Source organism: Psychromonas sp. 14N.309.X.WAT.B.A12, from assembly GCF_030397575.1.
GTDB lineage: Bacteria > Pseudomonadota > Gammaproteobacteria > Enterobacterales > Psychromonadaceae > Psychromonas.
In genome coordinates, this window is sequence record NZ_JAPNXS010000014.1 from 71,441 (window position 1) to 95,936 (window position 24,496).

The 24,496-nt window shown below is 39.7% G+C and carries 38 protein-coding genes; 29 read left to right on the plus strand and 9 right to left on the minus strand.

The annotated features are described in order from the left end of the window. Nucleotides 1-36: 36 nt before the first annotated feature. Nucleotides 37-1,920, minus strand: a complete 1,884-nt coding sequence (locus OW492_RS15550) for an EAL domain-containing protein (RefSeq protein WP_290041324.1) — start codon at nucleotides 1,918-1,920, stop codon at nucleotides 37-39. 318 nt (nucleotides 1,921-2,238) lie between these two features. Here OW492_RS15550 and msrA point away from each other — a divergent pair, with 318 nt between their 5' ends. The 4 genes from msrA (at nucleotide 2,239) to OW492_RS15570 (ending at nucleotide 4,985) form a co-directional block, all read left to right on the plus strand. Beyond that, nucleotides 2,239-2,832, plus strand: coding sequence for a peptide-methionine (S)-S-oxide reductase MsrA (msrA, locus tag OW492_RS15555; protein ID WP_290041326.1), 594 nt, complete (start codon nucleotides 2,239-2,241; stop codon nucleotides 2,830-2,832). Nucleotides 2,833-3,324: 492 nt separating this feature from the next. Next, entirely contained in the window at nucleotides 3,325-4,128 is an 804-nt protein-coding gene (locus OW492_RS15560) for a MetQ/NlpA family ABC transporter substrate-binding protein (RefSeq protein WP_290041328.1), read from the plus strand. 192 nt (nucleotides 4,129-4,320) lie between these two features. Further along, nucleotides 4,321-4,644: a hypothetical protein gene (locus OW492_RS15565; RefSeq protein WP_290041330.1), complete on the plus strand. Its 324-nt coding sequence runs from the start codon at nucleotides 4,321-4,323 to the stop codon at nucleotides 4,642-4,644. 29 nt (nucleotides 4,645-4,673) lie between these two features. Beyond that, nucleotides 4,674-4,985: a cupin gene (locus tag OW492_RS15570; RefSeq protein WP_290041331.1), complete on the plus strand. Its 312-nt coding sequence runs from the start codon at nucleotides 4,674-4,676 to the stop codon at nucleotides 4,983-4,985. A gap of 9 nt (nucleotides 4,986-4,994) precedes the next feature. On the opposite strand, the gene OW492_RS15575 is transcribed toward OW492_RS15570, so the two are convergent. Beyond that, a complete protein-coding gene (locus OW492_RS15575; RefSeq protein ID WP_290041333.1) occupies nucleotides 4,995-5,225 on the minus strand; it encodes a hypothetical protein in 231 nt (76 codons plus the stop codon). Between the two features lie 68 nt (nucleotides 5,226-5,293). Here OW492_RS15575 and OW492_RS15580 point away from each other — a divergent pair, with 68 nt between their 5' ends. After that, nucleotides 5,294-6,181, plus strand: a complete 888-nt coding sequence (locus tag OW492_RS15580) for a DMT family transporter (RefSeq protein WP_290041335.1) — start codon at nucleotides 5,294-5,296, stop codon at nucleotides 6,179-6,181. Nucleotides 6,182-6,224: 43 nt separating this feature from the next. Here OW492_RS15580 and OW492_RS15585 read toward each other — a convergent pair whose 3' ends face one another. The 4 genes from OW492_RS15585 to OW492_RS15600 form a co-directional block, all read right to left on the minus strand. Further along, nucleotides 6,225-7,016: a hydratase gene (locus OW492_RS15585; RefSeq protein WP_290041337.1), complete on the minus strand. Its 792-nt coding sequence runs from the start codon at nucleotides 7,014-7,016 to the stop codon at nucleotides 6,225-6,227. 189 nt (nucleotides 7,017-7,205) lie between these two features. After that, nucleotides 7,206-7,622, minus strand: a complete 417-nt coding sequence (locus OW492_RS15590) for a biopolymer transporter ExbD (protein WP_290041339.1) — start codon at nucleotides 7,620-7,622, stop codon at nucleotides 7,206-7,208. Continuing rightward, a complete protein-coding gene (locus OW492_RS15595) occupies nucleotides 7,619-8,302 on the minus strand; it encodes a MotA/TolQ/ExbB proton channel family protein (RefSeq protein ID WP_290041341.1) in 684 nt (227 codons plus the stop codon). The genes OW492_RS15590 and OW492_RS15595 overlap by 4 nt, the downstream gene beginning before the upstream one ends. A gap of 2 nt (nucleotides 8,303-8,304) precedes the next feature. Then, nucleotides 8,305-9,075 (minus strand): energy transducer TonB, encoded by a 771-nt coding sequence (locus OW492_RS15600; RefSeq protein ID WP_290041342.1) that lies wholly within the window; start codon nucleotides 9,073-9,075, stop codon nucleotides 8,305-8,307. Between the two features lie 227 nt (nucleotides 9,076-9,302). Here OW492_RS15600 and OW492_RS15605 point away from each other — a divergent pair, with 227 nt between their 5' ends. Continuing rightward, nucleotides 9,303-10,499 carry an SAM-dependent methyltransferase gene (locus OW492_RS15605; RefSeq protein WP_290041343.1) on the plus strand — a complete coding sequence of 399 codons (1,197 nt, stop codon included), beginning with the start codon at nucleotides 9,303-9,305 and terminating at the stop codon, nucleotides 10,497-10,499. A gap of 58 nt (nucleotides 10,500-10,557) precedes the next feature. Here OW492_RS15605 and OW492_RS15610 read toward each other — a convergent pair whose 3' ends face one another. From OW492_RS15610 to OW492_RS15620, 3 genes are read right to left on the minus strand one after another with little or no spacing between them, the layout of a single operon-like run. Further along, nucleotides 10,558-10,878 (minus strand): MGMT family protein, encoded by a 321-nt coding sequence (locus OW492_RS15610; protein ID WP_290041345.1) that lies wholly within the window; start codon nucleotides 10,876-10,878, stop codon nucleotides 10,558-10,560. Beyond that, nucleotides 10,865-11,557 (minus strand): pseudouridine synthase, encoded by a 693-nt coding sequence (locus OW492_RS15615; protein ID WP_290041347.1) that lies wholly within the window; start codon nucleotides 11,555-11,557, stop codon nucleotides 10,865-10,867. Before OW492_RS15615 ends, OW492_RS15610 begins: the two co-directional genes overlap by 14 nt. Beyond that, a complete protein-coding gene (locus OW492_RS15620) occupies nucleotides 11,547-13,586 on the minus strand; it encodes a GNAT family N-acetyltransferase (RefSeq protein WP_290041348.1) in 2,040 nt (679 codons plus the stop codon). The genes OW492_RS15615 and OW492_RS15620 overlap by 11 nt, the downstream gene beginning before the upstream one ends. Before the next feature lie 356 nt (nucleotides 13,587-13,942). On the opposite strand from OW492_RS15620, the gene rpsJ reads away from it, so the two are divergent. From rpsJ to rpmJ, 23 genes are all read left to right on the plus strand, one after another. After that, nucleotides 13,943-14,254, plus strand: a complete 312-nt coding sequence (gene rpsJ / locus OW492_RS15625; RefSeq protein ID WP_025563085.1) for a 30S ribosomal protein S10 — start codon at nucleotides 13,943-13,945, stop codon at nucleotides 14,252-14,254. Between the two features lie 15 nt (nucleotides 14,255-14,269). Beyond that, nucleotides 14,270-14,908 (plus strand): 50S ribosomal protein L3, encoded by a 639-nt coding sequence (gene rplC / locus OW492_RS15630; RefSeq protein ID WP_113819674.1) that lies wholly within the window; start codon nucleotides 14,270-14,272, stop codon nucleotides 14,906-14,908. Nucleotides 14,909-14,922: 14 nt separating this feature from the next. Beyond that, nucleotides 14,923-15,528, plus strand: a complete 606-nt coding sequence (gene rplD, locus OW492_RS15635; protein ID WP_028869307.1) for a 50S ribosomal protein L4 — start codon at nucleotides 14,923-14,925, stop codon at nucleotides 15,526-15,528. Continuing rightward, complete coding sequence (gene rplW, locus OW492_RS15640; protein WP_113819675.1) at nucleotides 15,525-15,824, plus strand: 50S ribosomal protein L23; 300 nt, start codon at nucleotides 15,525-15,527, stop codon at nucleotides 15,822-15,824. The genes rplD and rplW overlap by 4 nt, the downstream gene beginning before the upstream one ends. 11 nt (nucleotides 15,825-15,835) lie before the next feature. Beyond that, nucleotides 15,836-16,663: a 50S ribosomal protein L2 gene (rplB, locus tag OW492_RS15645; RefSeq protein ID WP_113819676.1), complete on the plus strand. Its 828-nt coding sequence runs from the start codon at nucleotides 15,836-15,838 to the stop codon at nucleotides 16,661-16,663. 14 nt (nucleotides 16,664-16,677) lie between these two features. Continuing rightward, nucleotides 16,678-16,953, plus strand: a complete 276-nt coding sequence (gene rpsS / locus OW492_RS15650) for a 30S ribosomal protein S19 (protein ID WP_113819677.1) — start codon at nucleotides 16,678-16,680, stop codon at nucleotides 16,951-16,953. 8 nt (nucleotides 16,954-16,961) lie between these two features. Continuing rightward, nucleotides 16,962-17,297, plus strand: coding sequence for a 50S ribosomal protein L22 (gene rplV / locus OW492_RS15655; RefSeq protein WP_113819678.1), 336 nt, complete (start codon nucleotides 16,962-16,964; stop codon nucleotides 17,295-17,297). Between the two features lie 3 nt (nucleotides 17,298-17,300). After that, on the plus strand, nucleotides 17,301-17,990 hold the full coding sequence (rpsC, locus tag OW492_RS15660; RefSeq protein ID WP_113819679.1) for a 30S ribosomal protein S3: 690 nt from the start codon (nucleotides 17,301-17,303) through the stop codon (nucleotides 17,988-17,990). A gap of 12 nt (nucleotides 17,991-18,002) precedes the next feature. After that, complete coding sequence (rplP, locus tag OW492_RS15665) at nucleotides 18,003-18,413, plus strand: 50S ribosomal protein L16 (RefSeq protein WP_025563077.1); 411 nt, start codon at nucleotides 18,003-18,005, stop codon at nucleotides 18,411-18,413. Then, nucleotides 18,413-18,604 carry a 50S ribosomal protein L29 gene (rpmC, locus tag OW492_RS15670; protein WP_028869303.1) on the plus strand — a complete coding sequence of 64 codons (192 nt, stop codon included), beginning with the start codon at nucleotides 18,413-18,415 and terminating at the stop codon, nucleotides 18,602-18,604. The genes rplP and rpmC overlap by 1 nt, the downstream gene beginning before the upstream one ends. Beyond that, a complete protein-coding gene (gene rpsQ / locus OW492_RS15675) occupies nucleotides 18,604-18,855 on the plus strand; it encodes a 30S ribosomal protein S17 (protein ID WP_113819680.1) in 252 nt (83 codons plus the stop codon). Before rpmC ends, rpsQ begins: the two co-directional genes overlap by 1 nt. A 172-nt stretch (nucleotides 18,856-19,027) precedes the next feature. Further along, on the plus strand, nucleotides 19,028-19,396 hold the full coding sequence (gene rplN, locus OW492_RS15680) for a 50S ribosomal protein L14 (RefSeq protein ID WP_025563074.1): 369 nt from the start codon (nucleotides 19,028-19,030) through the stop codon (nucleotides 19,394-19,396). A gap of 10 nt (nucleotides 19,397-19,406) precedes the next feature. Then, nucleotides 19,407-19,721, plus strand: coding sequence for a 50S ribosomal protein L24 (gene rplX, locus OW492_RS15685; RefSeq protein WP_113819681.1), 315 nt, complete (start codon nucleotides 19,407-19,409; stop codon nucleotides 19,719-19,721). Nucleotides 19,722-19,733: 12 nt separating this feature from the next. Then, entirely contained in the window at nucleotides 19,734-20,273 is a 540-nt protein-coding gene (rplE, locus tag OW492_RS15690; RefSeq protein WP_113819682.1) for a 50S ribosomal protein L5, read from the plus strand. Nucleotides 20,274-20,284: 11 nt separating this feature from the next. Beyond that, nucleotides 20,285-20,590: a 30S ribosomal protein S14 gene (gene rpsN / locus OW492_RS15695; protein ID WP_028869300.1), complete on the plus strand. Its 306-nt coding sequence runs from the start codon at nucleotides 20,285-20,287 to the stop codon at nucleotides 20,588-20,590. A gap of 26 nt (nucleotides 20,591-20,616) precedes the next feature. Then, complete coding sequence (rpsH, locus tag OW492_RS15700; RefSeq protein ID WP_113819683.1) at nucleotides 20,617-21,009, plus strand: 30S ribosomal protein S8; 393 nt, start codon at nucleotides 20,617-20,619, stop codon at nucleotides 21,007-21,009. Between the two features lie 10 nt (nucleotides 21,010-21,019). Next, nucleotides 21,020-21,553, plus strand: coding sequence for a 50S ribosomal protein L6 (gene rplF / locus OW492_RS15705; RefSeq protein WP_290041356.1), 534 nt, complete (start codon nucleotides 21,020-21,022; stop codon nucleotides 21,551-21,553). 9 nt (nucleotides 21,554-21,562) lie between these two features. After that, nucleotides 21,563-21,913 carry a 50S ribosomal protein L18 gene (gene rplR / locus OW492_RS15710; RefSeq protein WP_113819685.1) on the plus strand — a complete coding sequence of 117 codons (351 nt, stop codon included), beginning with the start codon at nucleotides 21,563-21,565 and terminating at the stop codon, nucleotides 21,911-21,913. A gap of 11 nt (nucleotides 21,914-21,924) precedes the next feature. After that, nucleotides 21,925-22,425, plus strand: a complete 501-nt coding sequence (rpsE, locus tag OW492_RS15715) for a 30S ribosomal protein S5 (protein ID WP_025563067.1) — start codon at nucleotides 21,925-21,927, stop codon at nucleotides 22,423-22,425. 6 nt (nucleotides 22,426-22,431) lie between these two features. After that, nucleotides 22,432-22,614, plus strand: a complete 183-nt coding sequence (gene rpmD / locus OW492_RS15720) for a 50S ribosomal protein L30 (protein ID WP_113819686.1) — start codon at nucleotides 22,432-22,434, stop codon at nucleotides 22,612-22,614. Between the two features lie 2 nt (nucleotides 22,615-22,616). After that, nucleotides 22,617-23,051: a 50S ribosomal protein L15 gene (gene rplO / locus OW492_RS15725; RefSeq protein ID WP_113819687.1), complete on the plus strand. Its 435-nt coding sequence runs from the start codon at nucleotides 22,617-22,619 to the stop codon at nucleotides 23,049-23,051. Between the two features lie 6 nt (nucleotides 23,052-23,057). After that, nucleotides 23,058-24,386, plus strand: a complete 1,329-nt coding sequence (secY, locus tag OW492_RS15730; protein ID WP_113819688.1) for a preprotein translocase subunit SecY — start codon at nucleotides 23,058-23,060, stop codon at nucleotides 24,384-24,386. Nucleotides 24,387-24,420: 34 nt separating this feature from the next. After that, nucleotides 24,421-24,496 (plus strand): 50S ribosomal protein L36 (gene rpmJ, locus OW492_RS15735; RefSeq protein ID WP_290038341.1); only part of this gene is annotated, 76 nt, incomplete at its 3' end.

Here is a 24,496-nt window from a genome sequence, read left to right on the forward strand (position 1 = left end):
AGTACATAACTTGTAGGTAGTAGACTAAAGTAATTTTTACTGGGTATATGTTTTAAATATATCAATATCTCTGGCAATTGAAGGCGCTTGGAATAGGTAGCCTTGTGCAAAATCACATTGTTGACGGCGGAGGATTTCTAGTGATTTTGAGGTTTCTACCCCTTCTGCGACAATTTTCATATCTAGTTGTTTGCCCATGGCAATAATAGTAGAAGCGATGGTGTCATAGTTAGTTACGAAGCTTTTATCGATTTTTAATATGTCAAAAGGCAGGTTTCTTAGGTTACTAAGGCATGAGTAACCTGTTCCAAAATCATCCATTAATAGTCTCACACCCATCTCAGACAGCTCATTTAATGTTTTTAAGAAGTGTTCATTCTCAGTGATGATCATGCTTTCTGTTATTTCAAGGTCAAGACAGTGATATGGGATCTCAAATTCTGTGATCACATTTTGCACGAGTTGAGAAAAGTTAGGATCAAATAGTTGATAAGGAGAGACGTTAACCGCCATATTGACGTTTTTAGCGCCACTATCTCGCCATATTTTATTTTGTTTACAGGCTATTCTGAGGACCCATTCACCTATCTCTACCATTTGTCCTGAATACTCTGCGATGGGAACAAAAACGTCTGGTGATATAACGGTTTCTTGGTCTAGTTGCCAACGTAATAGTGCTTCTGTTCCTTCAGTGGCAAAGGTGTTTAAGTCAACAACAGGTTGGTACATGACCTGTAGTTGGCCTTTGTCTAGTGCATAGCGTAATTTTGATTCATGGGATAGTCGGCGAGTGTGTTTTTGACTAAAGCTGTTTTTGTAAAAGAGGTATTGATTTTTACCTTCTTTTTTCGCTTCATACATGGCGGTATCAGCATATTTTATTAGATTTTCTGCTGTATTGGCATTTGTAGGGTAGATTGAAATACCTACGCTACCAGTTACGTATAGTTCTGTATTTCCTAAAAAAACTGGCTTTGAGATAGCCTTTACCAACGATTCTGCTACGCGCTTTATATCTTCAGCATTGGTGAAATGGCTTAGAGCGACAAATTCATCGCCACCAAACCTAAAGACAGAGTCATGAACTTGCATTGCTTCAGATAAACGGTCACTGATTGTAATGAGTAACTTGTCACCTTGAGCATGACCTCGGGTATCATTGATATCTTTAAATCGATCAAGATCAATAAAGAAGACGGCTAGTCTTTTTTGGCCAGCTAAAGCAATGTATTGATTTATTTTTAGATCTAACGCATTACGGTTTGGTAATTTGGTTAGTGCATCTCTATTGGCTTGTAAACGATTTCGTTCTTCACTGACCATTAGTTCATTACTGGTTTTTTGCATTCTTTTTACTATCTTTAAAATTGCTTTAGCAATAGCGAATGCTATTAAGAAAAAAGCGATAGATAGTGTGATAACCGCTGTTTGAGAGGACTTTGTAATAAATGAAGTGAGTTTATCAACGGGTTTTATAAACTCAACGGAGTTAATTCTAAACTGCGTGTAGCTATCATTTAATTGTTTTTTTATTGTATTGTGATTGATTATACGTTCTTCGAATAGCACGATATTTTTTAATAGCTCATCAGCCACATCGATATCGTTTTGGCATATTGTGACAATACTTTGCGTATTGGTTAGCTCCATTAGCAAAAGATCTAATCGTCCAGGTATTGCTACACAGGTCGTTGGTTGAGCTTTAATGTTGTTAACAACTTCTTTGAGTACAGTTGTATCTGGAATACCATTTTTACTCTTGTTAATTAGCTCATTAAGCTCTAGAACGTAATTGAAGTGCAGGCTATTGAGCTGGTGAAAGCGTGATACTTCTGAGACTTTTAAAGTACTAATACCCACGATTGTAGAAAAAAGAGTGATAAGAAGCATTAAAATAGTGAGTTGTTTATTTATTGTCATTATTAGCTTCTTTATCCATTGCGTGTTGTCATTCTAATTGATTGTTATCGTTGGCATTATTTAGGATATGCTATTGACTATATAAGCTAATCAATAGCTATTCACCAATATATATCTCTTTGAGTATAAACAGTTCGTTCTTCCATTCAAGTTTCAATACACTATTTATTACTATCTTTTTGATAATTAATATATTTCATTATTGATCCTTAACTAATCAAATGCGTATTAATTTTTAATTAATTTAAATATACCTGAAATTATTTTTAGCTTCGGTAGGTCTTGTTATGGGAATGGTGTTTATTACGTGAGAGATTTATGAAAAAACTAATAGGGTTGATACTGTCAACATCGATACTTGGTTTTACGCCTTTAGCAAATGCTGATAAAGCAGTATTAGCAGGTGGTTGTTTCTGGTGTATGGAGTCAGATTTTGAAAAGTTACCTGGTGTTACCGATGTCGTATCGGGATTCACTGGAGGAACAGTAGAAAACCCTACTTATAATGGTAATCATCGAGGCCACTATGAAGCGGTGGAGATCACTTATGACCCAGAAAAAGTGAGTTATCAAGATATCTTGGATCATTATTGGGTAAACATTGACCCGTTCGATGACAGAGGTCAATTTTGCGATAAAGGACATAGTTATTTAAGTGCGATTTTTGTTGCTAATGAACAAGAGCGACAGTTAGCTGAAAAGTCTAAACAAGCGGTGATTGATGAATTTGCAGATCAACAAGTAGTTACACCGATTCTTGATGCTAGTACCTTCTATCCTATTAAGGGCAATGAAAGTTACCATCAAGATTTTTATAAAAACAATCCAATCCGCTATAAAGCTTATCGCTGGAACTGTGGTCGAGACCAACGTTTACAAGAAATTTGGGGTGAAAGAGCGACTCATAGCTAGAGCTCTATATATATAACGCAAGTGACTATTTAGCTGCTTGCTACTGTTTATAATGCAAGTGACTATTTAGCTGCTTGCTACTGTTTATAAGGCAAGTGACTATTTAGCTGCTTGCTACTGTTTATAATGCAAGTGACTATTTAGCTGCTGNNNNCTATTTAGCTGCTTGCTACTGTTTATAATGCAAGTGACTATTTAGCTGCTTGCTACTGTTTATAATGCAAGTGACTATTTAGCTGCTTGCTATTGTTTATAAGGCAGATAACTACAGCCTAGTTATCTGCCAATATTATTACCTCTTGAAAATTTTCCTTATTTATTTCAATAATAACCTTCATATTTTTTGTTACTTATTTCTCGCTGCTTTGGTTATGCGTTTATGACATTAGTAACGAATAATTTATTCTTAAAATTACACTTGTAGATTTAGCGCTTCTCTGTATTATTCTATTTGGATGTCTATACGGCTATATGATTTTAAGGGAGTGGAATATGTTTAACAAAAAATTAGTAAAGTTATTTTATGTCTTACCGTTAATCTTTGGATTAACAGCATGTGGTGAAACGGAAAAAAGTGAAGTGATTAAAGTTGGCGCAACAGTAGGCCCCCATGCCGAAGTGGTAGAAGCGGTAGCTGAAGAAGCTGCGAAACAAGGCTTACAAGTTGAAGTGGTTATTTTCTCTGATTACATTACACCGAATGCAGCACTAGCTGATGGCAGTCTTGATTTAAACAGCTACCAGCATTTACCTTTCCTGAATAACTTTAATAAAAACAGTGAACAAAAAATCGTGTCGATCGGCCATTCTATTTTAATGCGTATGGGTATCTATTCGAATAAATATAAATCAGTGGCAGATTTACCAGATAATGCTCGTATTTCTATACCTAATGACCCAACGAATGGTGGACGTGCATTATTATTATTAGCTGACGCTAATTTGATTACTTTAAAACCTGATGCGGGTGCAAAAACGACAGTTTACGATATTGTTGAAAACCCAAAAAACTTTGAGTTTGTCGAAGTTGAAGCGGCTCAACTACCACGTACACTAGATGATGTTGATGCTTCTGTCATTACCATGAACTATGTGATGTCAGCTGGATTAAGCCCACAAGAACAAGGTATTTACTTGGAAGCCAAAGATGCTGAGTTTGCGGTAATGAATATTGCTGCTCGTGCACAGGATAAAGATAATGCAACTTACAAAAAATTCGTTGAAATCTTCCAGTCTGAAGCAACACGCCAGTTCTTAGAAAAAACCTATAAAGGGACTATTGAAGCTGCTTTTTAAATTCTGATTTATTGACGCTATTGTTTGTATATAGGCCGTAGCGTTTTTTCTATCGGTTCCCCACAATATTTTCCATCTGATTATTCTAATCATTTAAACACCTCTTTTGTTCCTTTCCGATAGAGAGTAATCTAGGCTTTATCTTCCATAAGATGGATGAAATTTCATATATATTAATAAAATAAGGCTCCTATGATAAAAGGCTGGATACAAATTATTATTGGCGTAATGCTTTGGGCTGCAGCCATCTCTGTGGGAATTACCTGGATTGGTTTCTGTTTTGGTACTGTCATTATTGGTATTTTATTGCTGTTTTTTGCACCGCGTATTTTGATTTTTCCGACCTTATTTATTGGTACGTTTGCTAATGGTTTTTTATTGGTTGGTTTAGCCACTATTAAGCGTACTAACCGTGATAAGGATATTATTGATGTTGAGGCGGAATGGGTGAAAACTGACGAAGATGATGATCATGTGATACAAGCTAAATTAGAAGATAAACGAGATCAAGGTTAAGGCTAAGCTATTTAAACGAAGGTTGATAAATGGATATTATCAGAAGCAAGCAGTTCACTGCAGACCGTGCTTGGGGTGCTAAAGATATTGCCAATATGAATGGTATTACTACGCGCTTACATTGGACAGACCAAGCTTATAAATGGCATGTTAATGATGGCGAAGAGGTTTTTGTCGTGCTCGACGGTGTTGTTGATATGCATTATAAAGAGCAAGGCATCGAGCAATCCGTACTATTAGAAAGCGGGGATATATTTTACGCAAGTATAGGCACTGAACATGTCGCTTCTCCTATTGGTGAAGCAAGAATTTTAGTCGTAGAAAGTGAAGGCAGTGTTTAACTGTTTTGGTTAATGTTCACTCATTAATAAGTTGACGCACTCTTCTCGAGTAACTCCATTTAAAAAGCATTGTTTAATTTTCTGCTCTTGTTGAGTACTTAGCATGAAGGGGCTTTTTTGGCTACTTTCACTAATATCTCGAATGATACGACGACGGTAAATCGCTAAACGATTACGGTGAAATAAAAAGCTAGAAAGTGCAAATACGACGACACCACAAACAATATAAAATATGAGCATTGGTTTCTCCTGTATCTTTTTATAATGCTCATACTCTCTTACATTACCTATTTATTCAAGGATCAAACATGTCACTGGCAAGTGTTTTACGTTTAGTTTTATTAGCTTCCATCTGGGGTGGTTCGTTTTTGTTCATGCGTTTAACGGCAAATAGCTTAGGCGCCGCATATCTTATTGAAGGTAGGGTATTAGCCGCTGCATTGTGTTTATTATTGATCAGTTACTATTTACGTAGAACATTAGCTTTTATGTCGAATGTTAAACACTTTTTTATTGTTGGGGCGTTTAATACGGCTTTTCCTTTTTTGATGTTTGCTTATGCAGCACAAACATTAAATGCCTCAACACTGGCGATTCTGAATTCTACAGCACCTTTATTTGGAGCGGTGATTGCGAGTATTTGGCAAAAAGAGCGTATTAAATTAAAAGCGAGTATTGGTTTGTTATTGGGGATAATTGGTGTGACTGTGTTAGTTGGTCATCAAGCCTTAACATTAGGCGAGCAAGGTGTATGGGCTATTTTAGCCTGTTTAGCAGCTGCGATGATGTATGGATTTTCGGCTAATTACACTAAAGTTGCACCGGTTGTTGCTCCTTTTGAAAATGCTCATGGCAGCATGTGGGCTGCGGTGATTGTAGTCTTGCCTCTATTACCTTTGATCCCAATGCGTGACCCAATCACCTTGCCAATTAGTCTATCTGTATTGACCTTAGGTATCGTCTGTACTGGACTTGCTTATTTATTATACTTTAGATTAGTCAAAGATGATGGGCCTGCTTCTGCTTTATCGGTGACCTTTTTAGTGCCATTGTTTGGTATTTTATGGGGATCGTTATTTTTAGGTGAACAGATTGGCCTTAATACATTATTAGGAGCTTTATTAGTCGTTGCGGGAACAATATTAGTGACGGGGTTTTCTTTTAAAAAAGCACTTAACTCTACAGTAAAAGTCTAAAGTAATTGCATAACGCTTTTGAATAAGCGTTATGCAATGCATGTTATGCAGGTTTAAAGGTGAGTTTATATTCTCCTAAACCTTTGTAAGTAATGCCCATTGTATTGATTGGCACTTCAATTGCGCCGGCGTAAGAGCCTGTAATAATTGCTTGTCCTTTTTTGAAGCTAACACCACGCTCACGCATAAAATTGATTAACCAGTAAACCGGTTTGTGTGCGGAAAGGTTAGGGTGCTTTCCTTCATATTCCGTTATAGTGGTTTTACCGTCTTCGCCTATTGTTTCAAAAGTAATATCAATCGTCCCTGCTTGATATGCTTGTTCTTTACTGATCTCTGGACCAACAAAAATTCCTTGGTTGAATAAGCAGTCTGCTAAATTATCAAAGAAAACACGATTATCATCAGGCAGGTAACGACGCTGCATTAACTCTAAAGCCATGTGACATGAGGCAATTGCACCGTCAATTTCAGTTTCAGAGTAAGCGTTATCACGAGCAGGTAGGTCTTGCCCTAATACAAACGCAATTTCTGGTTCGATAAGGGTTTTACCTAGTTCAGTTGACTCTACTAAGCAGGTATCACCTTGTTGTACTGTACCTTCTAAAACAGGCGCAACAACCATTTGTTCTGGGTTAAGAGGTACTAAACATTTCCATCCACCAATTCCTTTACCACTTTCTTGTACAGTAGCAAATTGAATTGCTAGTGCATCGTCTAAGTTGGTAGGACGAATTGCTTCTGCAAGCAGATCACCTTGTATGTTGGTTTTACGTCTTGCTAATAGTTCTTGTGCAGCTGCTATACAAGCTTCTAGAGTTAATGCTTTAGTCATATTCAGTCTCTTTATCAGGTTATTGAAAGTGAGTTGTTGAGCACATAATAACGACAATGAAGTGAAAAAGTTAGTATTTGTATGACTTTTTAAAAAGTTTGCTAGGAAGCGCAGATTTATCTGAATAAGAGAGAAGTTATTATGGGAAAGTAAAGCCTATTAACTAAGTTAGTTAATAGGCTAAGTACACTATTTTTCGTCGTCAATTAAGAGTTGTGTTGCTTGGATATTATGTTGTTGTAAAAAGCCTAGCAACTTAACCATATATTGTACATCTGATGTTTTGTCAGCAGCGATGATCCATTCGGTATCTGGTTTCTCTTGTACCGTTTTAATTAAATGATCCTGAAAAGCTGCCCAATCAGGTAAGGTTTCCCCATCGATTGCCCAACGCGGCTCTGCTGCCAAGATATTAATAGTAACGGCTTTGTTATCTACAACCTGTACAGCACTTGTATCTGCTGTTGGTAAGTCAACCTGTAGCGATTGTAGTTTGATATTGGCAGAGAGCATTAAAAACACCATCACGATAAAAATAATATCTAATAACGGTGTTAAATCTACCTGTACTGATTCAGATTCATTTTTAGCTTGGCTGCGTATCACGATCGTACTTCCTGGCTAGTCGATTTAGGCTTAGGTGCACGTTTTTGATCTGGGAAGTCCACACCTTGCAACCATAAATTACAGAAGTTAAGCGTAAACTCTAGGCGGTAAGTGACTTTATCTGCCCATAATCCTAATAGTTGTGCACCGCAAATTGCAGGTAGAGCAACTAGTAGACCAGCTGCCGTGGTACGCATAGCAATGCCTAATCCATCAGCTAGGTCATTAGGGGTTACTGAACCTGTTGTTAATGCAATCGCTTTAAACATTTCGATTAAACCTAGCACTGTACCGAGTAACCCTAAAAGAGGGCTGATCATACCGATGAGCGCTAACATTTTTAAACCGCTACGTAGCTCTTGGCGTTTATCTTGTACCCAAATACTTGCGGTATCTTCTCGTAATTGTTGGCTAAAGTGTTGATGAGCAAATAACATCGACATGCCACGTTTTGCTAAGTTTTTTTCAGTTTTTAAGCGAATACTTAGAGATTGTAATTTTTCAGGTTGTTTAGGATCATGGTGCTCTAATATCTTAATAATCTCTTTTTTACTCAGAGAACCAGAGCTAATTAATTTCAAAAGTCGTTCACTGATGATCATTAAGGTGAGTACAGAGCAAATGATAAGAGGCCAAGTCATTAAGCCTAGTTGTTCTTGTAAAATAGTAAATAAGGTCATGATTAATCCAGTTGGAAGCTAATAGGTATGTAGATACGGTGTGCAATACGTTTGCCGTTAACAATATGAGGAGAGAACTCCCAGTTTTTGATGGCTTTTAAGGCTGCTACATCAAGTACTTTTGCACCCGATGAGTCTTTTAATAATAATTTAGTCTGCTTGCCTTTTTCATCTAACCACACTTCATAGGTAACAGTACCTTCTATTCCTCTGCGTTTTGCCATGCGAGGGTACTTAGGTGGTGTAGGTGTACTTAAAAAGCGACTTTTTTGTATTAACTGCGGCTTGCTTTGTAGTTCATTACTTTGTTGTGCCACTTGTTCTTTAGTGATTTCGATTTTATCTTTGATCACTGGAGCCGGAGGAGCTGGTGTCGATTTCACCACTTCTTTGGGTGGTTCTGTAATTTTTTTCGGCTCTTCTTTAGAAATTGGTTTCTTTTTAACTACCTTTTGTACTGGCTTAGGCGTTTCTTTTTTGATCTCTTTAGGTTTGGTTTTTTGCTTAACAATACGCTTTTTCTCAGTCGGTTTGACTGGTTTAGCTGCGACAGGTTTAGGTGTTGGTTTGACGACTTCTTTTGCTTCCACAACTGGTGGTGTTGGCGGCTCGACTTTTTTAGGTTCAACTTTGGCTGGTTTAGTAAAGCTAATGCTGACACTTTGCGTTTGTTGAGCAAGTGGAATGGCCATTGCAGGTTGTTCAAGCAAAGGTGCAAAAATAAGGAAATGGATCGCTACTGATAACAATGCTGCACAGAAATAACGATACATAAAAAAACACTCCAAGAATAGATAATTAGCGTAACGATACCTATTATCAACTAAAATTATTTTGATATCAATTATCATTCATAAAAAGTTCAGTTGTAGTGAAGTCATGAGTGTTAATTTGTTGCTTAAATATTGTTTTTGTTTCAGGGGAAACATTTCTAGTTTACAGATAGGCTTAGCTGTTAAACTACAGCAATTATGCCCTTTTAGATTGCTTGGAAATTGTTATGTCCTCTGTTGTACTTAATACCCTCGAAGATTTTTACCATTTATTATCACAAAGCCTTGAGAATAATCAGCTGGTGAAGTTGTTATTAAGTAAATATAGAGGGGCGGATAAAAGCTTAAATCGTATTAATATCCGACCAATTACCTTACAAAGTGAGTCGGTATTGAGTTTTGTTTATGAACATCAAACGAATCACATTACTAAAAATCATTCTCACTCAGTGGCACTCAATGAAATCAAACAGTTAATTGGCGAAGACTTTAAAAGTGCCTATCTGACATTAGTAAATGTTGAAGTACAAATTGAGTTTAGTAAGAAAGGTAAACTTAAAATATCTCAGCATAAAGCAAAACAAACACATGCAGTGGCGGCGACTCATAATAGACAAAAGAATCGTTTTGTAGATATTCAGCGTCCTTTTTTGACTGCTCTTAAAGTAACAGATAAACAGCAAAAGCTAATTCCTGCTATGTCTAATAAATGGAAGCAGATTAATAAGTTTATCGAGATATTTAGCCAGGCATTGGAAGTGTCACCTCATGATAAAAGCACTCCTTTAAATGTTGTTGATTTTGGTTCAGGGAAGGGATATTTAACTTTTGCTATTCATGATTACCTTCGTCATACCTTAGAAAATAATGCGCAAGTGACAGGGGTTGAGTTACGACAGGCATTAGCTGATTTATGTAATGAAGCAGCACAGAGCTTAGACCACCAAGGGTTAGACTTTGTATGTGGAGATGTTAAGACACATGCACCTAAGCATACCGATGTAATGATTGCATTGCATGCTTGTGATGTGGCCACTGATTATGCTATCCACTATGGCATTAGAGCAAATGCGAGTATTATTATGTGCTCTCCTTGCTGCCATAAACAAATACGTCCTCAGATGCAAAGCCCTGAATTATTTCAACCAATGTTGCAATATGGTGTTCATTTAGGACAACAAGCTGAAATGATCACAGATTCACTGCGTGCTTTGTTGTTAGAAGCAAATGGTTATACAACTAAAGTGTTTGAGTTTATTAGTTTAGAGCATACTAATAAGAACAAGATGATTCTGGCGGTGAAAAAACCGCAGCATAATGAAAAAGAACAACAGAAACTGTTACAACAAATTGCAGATATTAAAGATTATTATGGTATTTCAGATCATTGTTTAGAAACGTTATTAGCTGAAAGTGCTGATTAATCGATTTAAGCATTAGAAGGGCAGCGTGATGCTACCTTTCTAATGTTGAGCGATGTTATTAAAAGGTATGGCGTTGTTTATCTAAGTTAACAATTTTTGCGCTATCTTTATGTTCATCTATCAAGATACCTTCCTCTTTAAGTAAGGCTATTTTTTTAGCCGTCCCGAGGGCAAACTTTCCTATTGCGCCATTGCTATTAACAACTCGATGACAGGGCACTATGATTGGTGTTGGATTACTGGCCATGGCATTACCTACCGCTTGATAGGCTTTGCCACCAAGGTGATGAGCAATATCTGCGTAGGTCACTACTTTGCCACGAGGAATTTGCATTAATAACGAATAACATTTTTCATTAAATGATTTATTTGAATCCATTGATCTCTTGCTCCGTTAAAAAGCGCGATTCTCCTAGTGCTAAGCCTGCATCTAGTTGTACGCAACCAATTTGTTCTCGATGTAGCTTTGTTACAAAGTTACCTACCGCAGCAAACATTCGTTTTACTTGATGATATTTACCTTCACTAATGGTTAATAACACTTCAGTTTCACTAATCAGCTCAAGTTTGGCGGGTAAACAAGGTTGCGGCTCGCTTTTTAGCTGTATTCCTTGAGCAAACAGATCAACGGTACTTTGATCAACGGGCTCTTGTAAGTGAACACGATAACGTTTTTCGCATTTTTTACGTGGGCTGGTTACTTGGTGTGACCATTGACCATCATCGGTGATCAGGACTAATCCAGTAGTATCTGCATCTAATCTACCGGCAATAAATACATTCTGTTTTTTCTCAATATCAATTAAGTTTAATAAGCTCGGCATCTGTTCATCAACATTAGAGCTGATGTAACCAGGTGGTTTATTTAACATCAGGTAACGAAAACCACGAGTGGTGAGTACTTGTCCTTTCATTTCGATGACATCATCGGCTGCCACTTTGTAAGCACCGCTTCGTAAAGTGCCTGATTGGTTATTGATCATGCCTTTACGGATTACGTTTTTTGCTTCACTTCGTGTCAGTTCTGTTGATTCACAGATAAATTTATCAAGTCTCATTAGTATGTGTTGTCTCTTGGTTGTGAGTAAGTAAATCGCAGATACAGTCTTTTATAAATGCTTGTGCTTGTTTTTGTCCAGTGAACCCATATTCCTTCACTATAGTTGACCAACTATGGTTTTGAATGATTTTTGCAATCACAACAGCTTGCTGTTGTTGGGTTAATACTGTTAATGAACAATGGTAAAGCAGTTCAATAAGTAGGTATTCTACATTTTCGTAGCTGCGATTGGCATTTATATAAGCAAATAATGCATTGATCAGCATACGTGGTGGATTATGAGTAATAAGTTGTGGCCACAGTACTTGGATAATACTTGGATCTAGATGTTGTAATTGTCTACTGAACTGTACTTTTACTTGTCGAATAAAAGCGGTGCGGATTGATTGGTGCAATATTTTACCGGATTCGCTAATAGGTAAGTTCACCATAAATGAATGCTGTCCGCTGCTTTTATCTCGTTTAGTACCAATGCGTAATACTTGTAGATTTTGTTGCAACCAAAAGGATAAGAGTTTCTCACTAGCAGCAAAACTTGCACAAAGGTGATCAAACTGTTGCTGTATTGCCCAATTTGTTACCCAATCAATTAATTGACTACCTAAGGTTTTATCTTGTAAGTGAGGTTGCACGGCAATCCGTTGTATTCTGGCATAACTGTGCATGCCTGCTTCTGGAAAGCCACTATGAAAAGTTAATGATTGTGCAATAAGATGGCCTTTAGGGCGACGGTGTCCTTGATAGATTTGTTGACAGGCGATTTGGTCGAAATTACCTTCGTGATTAATAACAGCCACAGCGAGCAGTTTTTGCTTTTGTTGCATGATGATGATTGATAAATCTCGGTCATTCAACAAGCTGCTTAAGTCTGAAGGTTTAGTTTGATAATGAGCATTCACTAATAGCAAGAATATCTGTTTAATCAATCCTGGTGATTGTAATAACTCGGATTGATTGATTAAGCGTATGTTAGGTTTATCTATTATGTCTTGTTTATCGCCATTTGACTGATCTGCAAAACATAAGGTTGATAATGTAAAGGCTTCAACTGGGTCATTATCTGCCCAGCGAATTGCCTGTGATAAATGTTGCTTTCGCCAGTCTGGTGCGATCACATCGAGTTGTTGTTGGAAGCGTAAAGCAAAACCACGTCCAGAACCTTCATAGCCAAATTGAGTGCTAGAGAAAACTACTCTCGCGTAGCGTTGTGCAAAAGTAACTAATAATTTTAGCGGGATAGCTGCAGCTTCATCGATAATCAGTAAGTCACATTTAGGTTGTTCACTATGTAAGGCATCAGGTGCAATAAATTGTAAGCGGCTAATATCTGTTGCTACTTGTAGTGTTGTTTGGGCGTGCTTATATAAGGTGGTGACAGATTGTTTACTTGGTGCGGACACAATGATGTGTTTAACACCCTGATTAATAAGTGAGGCTGCTGCGATACCTAGTGCGGCCGATTTTCCGCGTCCTCGGTTAGCTGTTAAGACTAAAGGTCTGCGTCTGTGGCCTGTTTGTGTTTTGATGATGCTTTGTATTGCTTGTTGCTGCTCGTCTAAATGCAGTTGCATAGGTTTAGTTACACTAGTAGGCACAGAGGAAGGCGTTAAAAAAGGCTGACTGCAATCATTCTCTTTTATACAGGGGAATGAATGCCTCTTAAGTGCGACTTGTATATAGTTGAAGAAGTTATCCTGTTTTGTTGAGCTATCAGGTAAAAGCAAGATAATTACGCCGCCACCACGAACAGAACCTTCTGCGGCTGCAAACATATTGGCATCAAAGCCTGGTTGCATATTGAGGATTAATAAGTCGACATCTTGACCTAATAGCTGTGCATAGGGTGTGGTTGTAATAGAAGAGGGACCTTCTCCACACCATTGATACTGGTTTGTTTGTTGTTTAATGATTTGTAGCATCTGGGTAAAGCACCAAGACTGGCTGCCTTGTAAACTAAATAATTGTCTATGATGTGTGTGTTCAGCTAATTGTTTAAGGTAATGATATAAATGCAGGTGAGCAGACACAGGAGATCCTAATCGGTTAAAAAATAGTAGTTAAGTATAAAATGTAACATAAAAAACGTTAACTCAGTCTAGTAACGAAGGGATCTATTGGTTAAAAGTACCAGTGAGATCCTTTTGCATGTTTTTTACACAAAATAGTAAGAAGTACTTGCCATAGTCTACAGATAGTGTAATATACGCCCACTTGCCAATAAGGCAGGTGGGTTTTTAAGCCCATAGCCAGATAAGAATATTGGTTATCGAAAAATGTCTCCCGATTGGGGAGCTACTAGTTTGAATATACACTTGAGATCTATCTAGGATAGGTTGTCAGGTGTATATTTGTATGTTGTATTTTTAACTAGGAGTTTTGGTCCATGCAGAACCAAAGAATCCGTATCCGCCTTAAAGCTTTTGATCACAAGTTGATCGATCAATCAACGGCGGAGATCGTTGAAACTGCAAAGCGCACAGGTGCTCAGGTACGTGGTCCTATTCCACTACCTACTCGTAAAGAGCGTTTCACAGTACTGACATCACCGCATGTAAACAAAGATGCACGTGATCAGTATGAGATTCGTACTCACAAGCGCTTGATTGATATCGTAGAACCAACTGAAAAGACTGTTGACGCACTAATGAAGCTAGATTTAGCTGCTGGCGTTGATGTTCAAATCAGCTTGGGTTAGAAAGGAGTTATCGTAATGACAATCGGTCTAGTAGGTCGTAAAGTTGGTATGACTCGCATCTTTACTGAAGATGGTGTTTCTATCCCAGTTACAGTTCTTGAATGTTCACCAAATCGTGTTACTCAAGTTAAAACACTTGATACTGATGGCTACCAAGCTATTCAAGTAACAGCTGGCTCTAAAAAAGCAAGCCGTGTAAACAAGCCAGAAGCTGGTCACTTTGCGAAAGCAGGTGTAGAAGCTGGCCGTGGTCTTTGGGAGTTTACTCTTGATGACAACGAAGGTGCAGATATCAAAGTCGGTGCTGAGCTAAGCGTTGAGCTATTCAACGAAATTAATAAAGTAGATGTTACTGGTCAATCTAAAGGTAAAGGCTTCCAAGGCGGCGTTAAGCGTTGGAATTTCTCTATGCAAGATGCGACTCACGGTAACTCTATAAGCCACCGTGCTCCAGGTTCAATTGGCCAATGTCAAACACCTGGACGCGTATTTAAAGGCAAGAAAATGGCTGGTCACATGGGTGCTGAGCGTGTTACGACTCAAAACCTTGAAGTTGTTCGCGTAGACATTGAACGCAACTTACTGCTCGTTAAAGGTGCAGTAGCTGGTGCGAAAAATGGCAACGTATTCATCAAACCTGCTGTTAAAGCATAGCCGAGGAGTTAGTAATGGAATTGGTATTGAAAGATGCACAAAGTGCTCTTGAAGTTTCTGACACTACCTTTGGACGTGAATACAACGAAGCCCTTGTACATCAGGTAGTCGTTGCATATGCAGCTGGTGCTCGTCAAGGTACTCGCGCTCAGAAAACCCGTAGTGAAGTTCGCGGTGGTGGTAAGAAGCCATGGCGTCAAAAGGGTACTGGTCGCGCACGTGCAGGTACAATCCGCAGCCCAATTTGGGTTGGTGGTGGTGTAACTTTCGCAGCTCGTCCACAGGACCATAGCCAGAAAGTTAACAAAAAAATGTACCGCGGTGCAGTAAGAAGTATTCTTTCTGAGTTAGTTCGTCAGGATCGTCTAATCGTTGTCGAGAAATTTACTGTTGAGGCTCCTAAAACTAAAGAGCTTGCAGCTAAATTAAAAGACCTGGATCTTAAAGATGTGTTAATCATCACTGAAGAATTAGATGAAAATCTATTCTTAGCAGCGCGTAACTTGTACAAAGTTGACGTTCGTGATGTTCAAGGCATTGACCCAGTTAGCCTTATCGCGTTTGATAAAGTTTTAGTAACTGCTGATGCAGTGAAAAAGATTGAGGAGAGCCTAGCATGATCAGTGAAGCACGTTTACTGCAAGTTATTCTAGCTCCGCATATCTCTGAGAAGGGAACTTTGTCTGCTGAAAACCATAACACTATGGTATTCAAAGTTGCAGGTACTGCGACTAAAGCAGAAGTCAAAGCGGCAGTTCAGAAGTTATTTGATGTTGAAGTTACTGGTGTTCGCACACTAAACGTGAAGGGTAAAACCAAGCGTACAGGTCAACGTATGGGTCGCCGTAGCGACTGGAAAAAAGCATACGTTACTCTGGCTGAAGGTGCAGATATTAGTTTCGATGGCGCTGAGTAGAGGAATTATAGATGGCTATTGTAAAATGTAAGCCTACGTCTCCAGGTCGTCGCCACTTAGTTAAAGTGGTAAACAACGATCTGCATAAAGGCAAGCCATACGCACCACTTTTAGAGTCAAAATCTAAATCTGGTGGTCGTAATAATGGCGGTCGTATTACGGTTAGACATATTGGTGGTGGTCATAAACATCATTACCGTATCGTTGACTTTAAACGTAATAAAGATGGTATCCCAGCAAAAGTTGAGCGTTTGGAATATGATCCAAACCGTAGTGCGAACATTGCACTAGTGCTTTATGCTGATGGTGAACGTCGTTACATCCTTGCCCCTAAAGGCATGGTTGCTGGTGATGTTATCCAATCTGGTGAAGATGCGGCGATTAAAGCGGGTAACTGCTTACCAATGCGTAACATCCCAGTAGGTACAACAGTACACGCTGTAGAAATGAAACCTGCTAAAGGTGCACAAATTGCACGTTCAGCTGGTTCTTACAGCCAAATTATAGCTCGTGATGGTGCTTACGTTACTCTACGTTTACGTAGTGGTGAAATGCGTAAAATCCCTGCTGAGTGTCGTGCAACAATCGGTGAAGTTGGTAATGCAGAACATATGCTACGTCAACTAGGTAAAGCTGGTGCTACGCGTTGGCGTGGTGTTCGTCCTACCGTACGTGGTGTTGTAATGAACCCAGTAGATCACCCACATGGTGGTGGTGAAGGTAAAACAAGTGGTGGTCGTCATCCTGTTTCTCCTTGGGGTGTTCCAACTAAGGGTTACAAAACTCGTAAGAACAAGAAAACTGATCAGTATATTGTTCGTCGTCGTAATAAGAAATAAGCAGAGGTATCGCCATGCCACGTTCTCTCAAGAAGGGTCCTTTCATTGACCTACACTTGCTGAAGAAGGTAGAGAAAGCGGTTGATAGCAACGAGAAGAAGCCTATTAAGACTTGGTCTCGTCGCTCAATGATCATTCCAGATATGATTGGTCTAACTATCGCTGTCCATAACGGGCGTCAACACGTGCCAGTATTTGTAACTGATGAAATGATCGGTCACAAACTGGGTGAATTTGCACCAACGCGTACTTACCGTGGCCATGCTGCGGATAAGAAAGCGAAGAAATAGAGGTTATTATGGAAGCTTTAGCTAAACATTTATATGCTCGTTCTTCAGCACAGAAAGCGCGCCTGGTAGCAGACCAAGTACGTGGTCTTCCAGTAGAAAAAGCACTAGAACTTTTATCATACAGCCCTAAGAAAGCTGCTGTATTGGTTAAAAAAGTTGTAGATTCTGCAATTGCAAACGCTGAGCATAATGAAGGCGCTGATGTTGATGAGCTAGTTATCACAAAAATTTGTGTAGACGAAGGTCCAACAATGAAGCGTATCATGCCGCGTGCGAAAGGCCGTGCCGATCGCATTATGAAGCGTTCTTGCCATATCACAGTAGTGGTATCAGACAGGGGTTAAACAATGGGACAGAAAGTTCATCCTAACGGTATTCGCCTAGGTATCACTAAAGCATTTAGCTCTACTTGGTATGCAGGCAAAAACGATTTTGCAGATAACTTATACAGTGATTTTCAAATCCGTAAATTCTTAACAGAGAAATTGAAAAATGCTTCTTTGTCTAAAATTACTATTGAACGTCCAGCGAAAAGTGTACGTGTGACTATTCACACAGCTCGTCCTGGTGTTGTAATTGGTAAGAAAGGCGAAGATGTTGAATTGCTACGCACAGCTATTGCTAAAATGGCCGGCGTTCCAGCTCAAATCAATATCTCAGAAGTTCGTAAACCTGAACTTGACGCAAAACTAGTAGCAGATTCAATCTCTTCTCAGTTAGAGCGTCGTGTTATGTTCCGTCGCGCTATGAAGCGTGCGGTACAAAATGCTATGCGTCTAGGCGCTAAAGGTATCAAAGTTCAAGTTAGTGGTCGTCTTGGTGGTGCAGAAATCGCTCGTGACGAATGGTATCGTGAAGGTCGTGTACCTCTACATACTCTTCGTGCCGATATTGATTACTCAACATCAGAAGCATTGACTGTTTACGGTATCATTGGCGTTAAGGTTTGGATCTTTAAAGGTGAAATTCTTGGTGGTTTACCACTTCAACAAGAAGAACAGCCAGCTAAACCAAAACGCAAAGGTCGCGGTAAGTAGGAGAAATACGCTATGATGCAACCAAAACGTATGAAGTTCCGTAAAATGATGAAAGGCCGCAACCGTGGTCTTTCTAAAGGTGCGGAAGTCAGCTTTGGCGAATTTGGACTAAAAGCAACTGGTCGTGGTCGAATTACTGCTCGTCAAATCGAAGCAGCACGTCGTGCAATGACTCGTCATGTTAAACGTCAAGGTAAAATCTGGATCCGTGTGTTTCCTGATAAGCCGATTACCAGCAAGCCATTAGAGGTTCGTCAAGGTAAAGGTAAAGGTAACGTGGAATATTGGGTTGCTCAAACTCAACCAGGTAAAGTTCTTTATGAAATGGAAGGTGTTCCAGAAGCATTGGCTCGTGAAGCATTTGCTCTTGCAGCAGCTAAATTGCCAGTGGCAACAACTTTCGTAACTCGTAAGGTGATGTAATGAAAGCTAACGAACTTAAAGAAAAAAGCGTTGAAGAGCTTAATGCTGAACTTCTAAACTTATTACGTGAGCAATTTAACTTACGTATGCAGTTAAACACAGGTCAGTTAGAAAAGCCGCACTCAATTAAACAAGTGCGTCGTGACATCGCCCGTGTTAAGACTGTATTAAATCAGAAGGCAGGTGCGTAATGAGCGATAAAAACACTCGTACTCTTCAAGGTAAAGTAATCAGTGCAAAGATGGAAAAATCTATCGTTGTAGCTATTGAACGTAAAGTGAAGCACCCGTTATACGGTAAATTCATGAAGCGTACTACTAAGCTTCAAGCACATGATGAAACAAACCAATGTAATGAAGGCGACTACGTAGAAATTACTGAATGTCGTCCTCTATCTAAGAATAAATCTTGGACATTGGCTAAAATCGTAAGCAAAGCATAAGTAACTGTTTTCAGTTAATTAAGTTTGTTTACATAAGCGAAACGGTACTCATTTGATGAGTGCCGTTTTTTTAGACTATCTTTCTAAGAAAGTTGGTGGTATGATGCCGCTCCCTGAAAAAAGGGAACACGACTCATTAGAGAGTATCAATAGTAAATAGCGGAGCACTATAATGATCCAAATGCAAAGTGTGCTAGATGTCGCCGACAATAGTGGCGCTCGACGCGTAATGTGTATTAAGGTCCTTGGTGGCTCGCATCGCCGTTATGCAGCAATCGGTGACATCATCAAAGTTTCTGTGAAGGAAGCAATTCCTCGCGGTAAAATTAAAAAAGGTGATGTTCATTCAGCTGTGGTAGTGCGTACCAGAAAAGGTGTACGTCGTCCCGATGGTTCTGTTATTCGTTTTGATCGCAACGCTGCGGTTATCTTGAATGCAAACAACCAGCCAGTCGGTACACGTATCTTTGGCCCTGTAACCCGTGAACTTCGAAATGAAAATTTCATGAAGATTGTTTCACTGGCGCCAGAAGTACTGTAAGGAACCGAAAATGGCAGCAAAAATTAAACGTGACGATGAAGTAATTGTTATTGCCGGTAAAGATAAAGGTAAAACTGGGAAAGTTTCTCAAGTTTTAGCTAACGGTAAAGTAATTATTGAAGGTGTAAATGTTCAGAAGAAACACCAAAAGCCAAACCCTCAAGCGGGTGTGACTGGTGGTATCATTGAACAAAATGCACCAATTGAAGTATCAAATGTTGCGATCTACAACTCGGCAACGAGTAAAGCAGATCGTGTTGGTTTTAGATTAGAAGACGGCAAAAAAGTTCGTTTCTTCAAGTCTAATAATGAACTTGTGAAGTAACTGGAGTTTACGATGGCGAAACTGCATGATTTCTATAAAGACAACGTGGTGTCTGATTTGCAAAAGCAATTCGACTATACGTCTGTCATGCAAGTCCCTCGAATAGAGAAAATCACCCTAAATATGGGTGTTGGTGAAGCACTGGCTGATAAAAAAGTCCTAGAGCACGCTGCGTCAGATATGGCAGCAATCTCAGGTCAAAAGCCAATGATCACTAAAGCACGCCGCTCTGTGGCAGGCTTCAAAATTCGTGAAGGCTACCCGATTGGTTGTAAAGTAACACTACGTGGAGAGCGTATGTGGGATTTCTTTGAGCGTTTGGTAACAATCGCTATCCCGCGTGTACGTGATTTCCGTGGCCTAAATGCTAAGTCATTTGATGGTCGTGGTAACTACTCTATGGGTGTACGTGAGCAAATCATTTTCCCTGAAATCGATTACGATAAAGTTGATAAAGTACGTGGTTTAGATATCACAATTACTACTTCAGCTAAGTCTGACGAAGAAGCACGCGCACTTTTGTCTGCGTTCAACTTCCCATTCCGTAAGTAAGGAGTTAGAAAATGGCTAAACAATCAATGAAAGCGCGTGAAGTAAAACGTGAGAAGTTAGTTGCTAAGTTCGCTGAAAAGCGTGCAGCATTAAAAGCAACTATTAACAATGTAAATACATCTGACGAAGATCGTTGGAATGCAGTGTTAGAGCTTCAATCGCTACCTCGTGATTCAAGTTCAGTACGTCAACGTAACCGTTGTAACGTTACTGGTCGTCCACATGGTTATCTTCGTAAATTTGGCATGAGCCGTATTAAGGTTCGTGAGCATATGATGCGCGGAGAAATCCCTGGCCTAAAAAAAGCCAGCTGGTAATCAAACTAATCACGGAGTAAATAGTTATGAGCATGCAAGATCCTATTTCGGATATGCTAACGCGTATTCGTAACGGTCAAGCAGCAAGCAAAGTATCTGTTAAGATGCCTTCTTCTAAGCAAAAAGTTGCAATTGCAACTGTGCTTAAAGCTGAAGGTTACATTTCAGATTTCGCTGTTGCTGGTGACACAAAGCCTGAACTAGAAGTTACTTTAAAGTACTTCGAAGGCAAAAAAGTAATCGATACTATTAAACGAGTAAGCCGTCCAGGTCTTCGTATCTATAAAGGTGCAAACGATCTTCCTAAGGTTATGGCTGGTTTAGGTATTGCGATTGTTTCAACTTCTCAAGGTGTAATGACTGACCGAGCTGCGCGTAATGCAAGCATCGGCGGTGAGATCATCTGTTACGTATCTTAAGGAGTAATCTATGTCTCGTATAGCTAAGGCACCGATTACTGTTCCTGCTGGCGTAGAAGTTAAAGTAAACGGTCAAGAGATCACTGTAAAAGGTGGTAAAAGCGAACTAGTTCGTACTCTTAATGATGCTGTTGTTGTTAAATTAGAAGATGGCGTACTAACATTTGCACCTGTTGAAGGTGTAGCTGGCGCATGGGCACAAGCAGGTACTGCACGTGCTAACGTTAACAACATGGTTGTAGGTGTAACTGAAGGCTTTAAGAAGACTCTTCTTCTTCAAGGTGTTGGTTACCGTGCACAAGTTAAAGGTCAAGAAATCAACCTAACTTTAGGTTTTTCACACCCTGTTGTTTACACTTTACCTAAATCGGTATCTGCAACGGCTACTAGCCAAACAGAAATCGTATTAGAAAGTGCTGACAAACAAGTTGTAGGCCAAGTAGCTGCAGAGATTCGTGCATTCCGTCCACCAGAGCCTTATAAAGGTAAAGGTGTTCGTTACGCTGATGAAAATGTGCGTCGTAAAGAAGCGAAGAAAAAGTAAGGTAAGACTATGGATAAGAAAGCATCTCGTCTTCGTCGTGCTACCCGCACACGTAAGAAATTGCAAGATCTTGGTGCAACTCGTCTTGTGATCAACCGTACACCTCGCCATACTTACGCGCAGGTAATTACAGCAGACGCACAAGTCGTAGCAAGCGCTTCTACATTAGAAAAAGAAGTGATTGCCCAAGTTAACAACGGTGGTAATAAAGAAGCAGCTCAACTAATTGGTAAATTAGTTGCAGAACGTGCGGTAGAGAAAGGAATTACTAAAATTTCTTTTGACCGTAGCGGTTTCCAATACCATGGTCGTGTTGCAGCACTAGCTGACGCAGCTCGTGAAGCTGGTCTACAGTTCTAAGGGTAAAGATTATGTCAAAAGTAGAATCTCAAACCGGTGATCTGAACGAAAAGCTAATCGCAGTAAACCGTGTTTCAAAAGTAGTTAAAGGTGGTCGCATCTTTAGCTTTACAGCACTAACAGTTGTTGGTGATGGTAATGGTCGTGTTGGTTTCGGCTATGGTAAAGCACGTGAAGTTCCAGCAGCTATTCAAAAAGCTATGGAAAAAGCACGTCGCAATATCAGCGAAATCCAATTAAAAGGTAACACTCTGCAGCATCCTGTTAAGGGCCGTCATTCTGGCTCTAAGGTATACATGCAACCAGCATCTGAAGGTACTGGTATCATCGCAGGTGGTGCAATGCGTGCCGTGTTAGAAGTTGTTGGTGTACAAAACGTACTATCAAAAGCTTACGGCTCAACTAACCCAATTAACGTTGTCCGCGCTACGATGGATGCACTAGAGAGCATGAACTCTCCTGAGCAAATCGCAGCTAAGCGTGGCTTAAACGTTAGTGATATTCTGGGGTAATTCAGCATGGCTACTAAAACGATTAAAGTAACTCAAACCAAAAGTGCAATTGGCCGTTTACCAAAGCACCGTGCAACATTAACAGGCTTAGGTCTGCGTCGCATCGGTCATACTGTTGAGTTGGAAGATACTCCAGCAGTACGTGGTATGGTTAATAAAGTTTACTACATGGTTAAGGTTGAGGGGTAATAATGAAACTTAATACTCTATCTCCAGCAGCTGGTTCAAAACCTGCTGCTAAACGTGTAGGCCGTGGTATCGGTTCTGGACTAGGTAAGACAGGTGGCCGCGGTCACAAAGGTCAAAAATCTCGTTCAGGCGGTACAGTACGTCCTGGTTTTGAAGGTGGTCAAATGCCTTTGAAACAACGTTTACCAAAATTTGGTTTCACATCTCGTAAATCTCTTGTTACCGGTGAAGTTCGTCTGAACGAAATCGCACAAGTAGAAGGCGATATCGTGACACTAGAAACGTTGAAACAGGCAGGTCTACTTGTAAACACAGTTAAGTTTGCAAAAGTAGTTCTATCTGGTGAAATCTCTCGCTCAGTTACAGTGCAAGGCCTTGGTGTTACTAAAGGTGCTCGTGCTGCAATCGAAGCGGCGGGCGGAAAAATCGAGGAATAATAGGCAATGGCTAAGAAACCAGGGTTAGATCCGAAAGCGGCACAAGGAAGCAATTTAAGCGAACTTAAAACTCGTTTACTATTTGTTTTAGGCGCTATTTTAGTGTTCCGTGCAGGCTCTTTTGTTCCAATTCCTGGTATTGACGCCGCTGTCCTAGCTGATTTATTCGAACAGCAAAAGGGTACCATCATTGAGATGTTTAACATGTTCTCTGGTGGTGCGCTTGAGCGTGCTTCTATCTTTGCATTGGGTATAATGCCGTATATTTCTGCGTCTATTATTATCCAATTGCTTACGGTAGTTCATCCTCCTTTAGCTGAGCTGAAGAAAGAGGGTGAATCTGGTCGTCGTAAGATTAACCAGTATACACGCTACGGTACTTTGGTTTTAGGTACGTTCCAAGCAATTGGTATTGCAACCGGTTTGCCAACCATGATGCCAGGACTTGTTGAAAATGCAGGTCTTAGCTTTTATGTAACGGCAGTTGTGAGTTTAGTAACAGGAACTATGTTCCTTATGTGGCTAGGCGAGCAAATTACTGAGCGCGGTATTGGTAATGGTATTTCTATCATTATCTTTGTAGGTATTATTGCTGGGTTGCCATCGGCAATCGGGCAAACTGCTGAGCAAGCACGTCAAGGTGAAATTCACCTTCTAGTGTTACTAGCATTAATTGTTATCGTTTTTGCAACTACTGCGTTTGTAGTATTTGTTGAACGTGGTCAACGTCGAATCGTCGTTAACTACGCAAAACGTCAACAAGGCCGTAAGGTTTTTGCTGCGCAAAGCACTCACTTGCCATTAAAATTAAATATGGCTGGTGTAATCCCTGCAATTTTTGCCTCGAGTGTTATCTTATTTCCTGGTACTATTGCCCAGTGGTTTGGTCAGACTGAAGGTTTAAGTTGGTTATCGGATGTTTCTTTGGCGTTACAGCCAGGACAACCGTTGCATATGATGTTATATGCAGCTGCTATTATCTTCTTTTGCTTCTTTTATACTGCACTTACGTTCAATCCTCGTGAGACAGCAGATAATCTGAAGAAAAGCGGTGCCTTTATCCCAGGAATCCGTCCAGGAGAACAAACATCACGTTACATTGATAAAGTGATGACGCGTCTAACATTAGCTGGTGCGTTGTATATTACTTTTATCTGTTTGATTCCCGAGTTTATGATGGTAGCGATGAATACGCAGTTCTACTTCGGTGGTACTTCGTTATTAATTATCGTTGTTGTTATCATGGACTTTATGGCACAGGTGCAGACTCATTTGATGTCTAATCAATATGATTCTGTCTTGAAAAAAGCTAACTTGAAAGACTACGGTAAATAACCAAGTCTGATAGTTATAATCACGGAGTGTTGCAATGAAAGTTCGTGCATCCGTTAAAAAAATCTGTCGTAACTGCAAAGTTATCAAACGCCACGGTGTGGTGCGAGTTA

Excerpts from the sequence above, each read along its gene's own strand:
- OW492_RS15550 (WP_290041324.1), bottom strand. The coding sequence starts at position 1,920 with ATGACAATAAATAAACAACTCACTATTTTAATGCTTCTTATCACTCTT.
- msrA (WP_290041326.1), top strand. The coding sequence starts at position 2,239 with ATGAAAAAACTAATAGGGTTGATACTGTCAACATCGATACTTGGTTTT.
- OW492_RS15560 (WP_290041328.1), top strand. The coding sequence starts at position 3,325 with ATGTTTAACAAAAAATTAGTAAAGTTATTTTATGTCTTACCGTTAATC.
- OW492_RS15565 (WP_290041330.1), top strand. The coding sequence starts at position 4,321 with ATGATAAAAGGCTGGATACAAATTATTATTGGCGTAATGCTTTGGGCT.
- OW492_RS15570 (WP_290041331.1), top strand. The coding sequence starts at position 4,674 with ATGGATATTATCAGAAGCAAGCAGTTCACTGCAGACCGTGCTTGGGGT.
- OW492_RS15575 (WP_290041333.1), bottom strand. The coding sequence starts at position 5,225 with ATGCTCATATTTTATATTGTTTGTGGTGTCGTCGTATTTGCACTTTCT.
- OW492_RS15580 (WP_290041335.1), top strand. The coding sequence starts at position 5,294 with ATGTCACTGGCAAGTGTTTTACGTTTAGTTTTATTAGCTTCCATCTGG.
- OW492_RS15585 (WP_290041337.1), bottom strand. The coding sequence starts at position 7,016 with ATGACTAAAGCATTAACTCTAGAAGCTTGTATAGCAGCTGCACAAGAA.
- OW492_RS15595 (WP_290041341.1), bottom strand. The coding sequence starts at position 8,302 with ATGACCTTATTTACTATTTTACAAGAACAACTAGGCTTAATGACTTGG.
- OW492_RS15600 (WP_290041342.1), bottom strand. The coding sequence starts at position 9,075 with ATGTATCGTTATTTCTGTGCAGCATTGTTATCAGTAGCGATCCATTTC.
- OW492_RS15605 (WP_290041343.1), top strand. The coding sequence starts at position 9,303 with ATGTCCTCTGTTGTACTTAATACCCTCGAAGATTTTTACCATTTATTA.
- OW492_RS15610 (WP_290041345.1), bottom strand. The coding sequence starts at position 10,878 with ATGGATTCAAATAAATCATTTAATGAAAAATGTTATTCGTTATTAATG.
- OW492_RS15615 (WP_290041347.1), bottom strand. The coding sequence starts at position 11,557 with ATGAGACTTGATAAATTTATCTGTGAATCAACAGAACTGACACGAAGT.
- rpsJ (WP_025563085.1), top strand. The coding sequence starts at position 13,943 with ATGCAGAACCAAAGAATCCGTATCCGCCTTAAAGCTTTTGATCACAAG.
- rplC (WP_113819674.1), top strand. The coding sequence starts at position 14,270 with ATGACAATCGGTCTAGTAGGTCGTAAAGTTGGTATGACTCGCATCTTT.
- rplD (WP_028869307.1), top strand. The coding sequence starts at position 14,923 with ATGGAATTGGTATTGAAAGATGCACAAAGTGCTCTTGAAGTTTCTGAC.
- rplW (WP_113819675.1), top strand. The coding sequence starts at position 15,525 with ATGATCAGTGAAGCACGTTTACTGCAAGTTATTCTAGCTCCGCATATC.
- rplB (WP_113819676.1), top strand. The coding sequence starts at position 15,836 with ATGGCTATTGTAAAATGTAAGCCTACGTCTCCAGGTCGTCGCCACTTA.
- rpsS (WP_113819677.1), top strand. The coding sequence starts at position 16,678 with ATGCCACGTTCTCTCAAGAAGGGTCCTTTCATTGACCTACACTTGCTG.
- rplV (WP_113819678.1), top strand. The coding sequence starts at position 16,962 with ATGGAAGCTTTAGCTAAACATTTATATGCTCGTTCTTCAGCACAGAAA.
- rpsC (WP_113819679.1), top strand. The coding sequence starts at position 17,301 with ATGGGACAGAAAGTTCATCCTAACGGTATTCGCCTAGGTATCACTAAA.
- rplP (WP_025563077.1), top strand. The coding sequence starts at position 18,003 with ATGATGCAACCAAAACGTATGAAGTTCCGTAAAATGATGAAAGGCCGC.
- rpmC (WP_028869303.1), top strand. The coding sequence starts at position 18,413 with ATGAAAGCTAACGAACTTAAAGAAAAAAGCGTTGAAGAGCTTAATGCT.
- rpsQ (WP_113819680.1), top strand. The coding sequence starts at position 18,604 with ATGAGCGATAAAAACACTCGTACTCTTCAAGGTAAAGTAATCAGTGCA.
- rplN (WP_025563074.1), top strand. The coding sequence starts at position 19,028 with ATGATCCAAATGCAAAGTGTGCTAGATGTCGCCGACAATAGTGGCGCT.
- rplX (WP_113819681.1), top strand. The coding sequence starts at position 19,407 with ATGGCAGCAAAAATTAAACGTGACGATGAAGTAATTGTTATTGCCGGT.
- rplE (WP_113819682.1), top strand. The coding sequence starts at position 19,734 with ATGGCGAAACTGCATGATTTCTATAAAGACAACGTGGTGTCTGATTTG.
- rpsN (WP_028869300.1), top strand. The coding sequence starts at position 20,285 with ATGGCTAAACAATCAATGAAAGCGCGTGAAGTAAAACGTGAGAAGTTA.
- rpsH (WP_113819683.1), top strand. The coding sequence starts at position 20,617 with ATGAGCATGCAAGATCCTATTTCGGATATGCTAACGCGTATTCGTAAC.
- rplF (WP_290041356.1), top strand. The coding sequence starts at position 21,020 with ATGTCTCGTATAGCTAAGGCACCGATTACTGTTCCTGCTGGCGTAGAA.
- rplR (WP_113819685.1), top strand. The coding sequence starts at position 21,563 with ATGGATAAGAAAGCATCTCGTCTTCGTCGTGCTACCCGCACACGTAAG.
- rpsE (WP_025563067.1), top strand. The coding sequence starts at position 21,925 with ATGTCAAAAGTAGAATCTCAAACCGGTGATCTGAACGAAAAGCTAATC.
- rpmD (WP_113819686.1), top strand. The coding sequence starts at position 22,432 with ATGGCTACTAAAACGATTAAAGTAACTCAAACCAAAAGTGCAATTGGC.
- rplO (WP_113819687.1), top strand. The coding sequence starts at position 22,617 with ATGAAACTTAATACTCTATCTCCAGCAGCTGGTTCAAAACCTGCTGCT.
- secY (WP_113819688.1), top strand. The coding sequence starts at position 23,058 with ATGGCTAAGAAACCAGGGTTAGATCCGAAAGCGGCACAAGGAAGCAAT.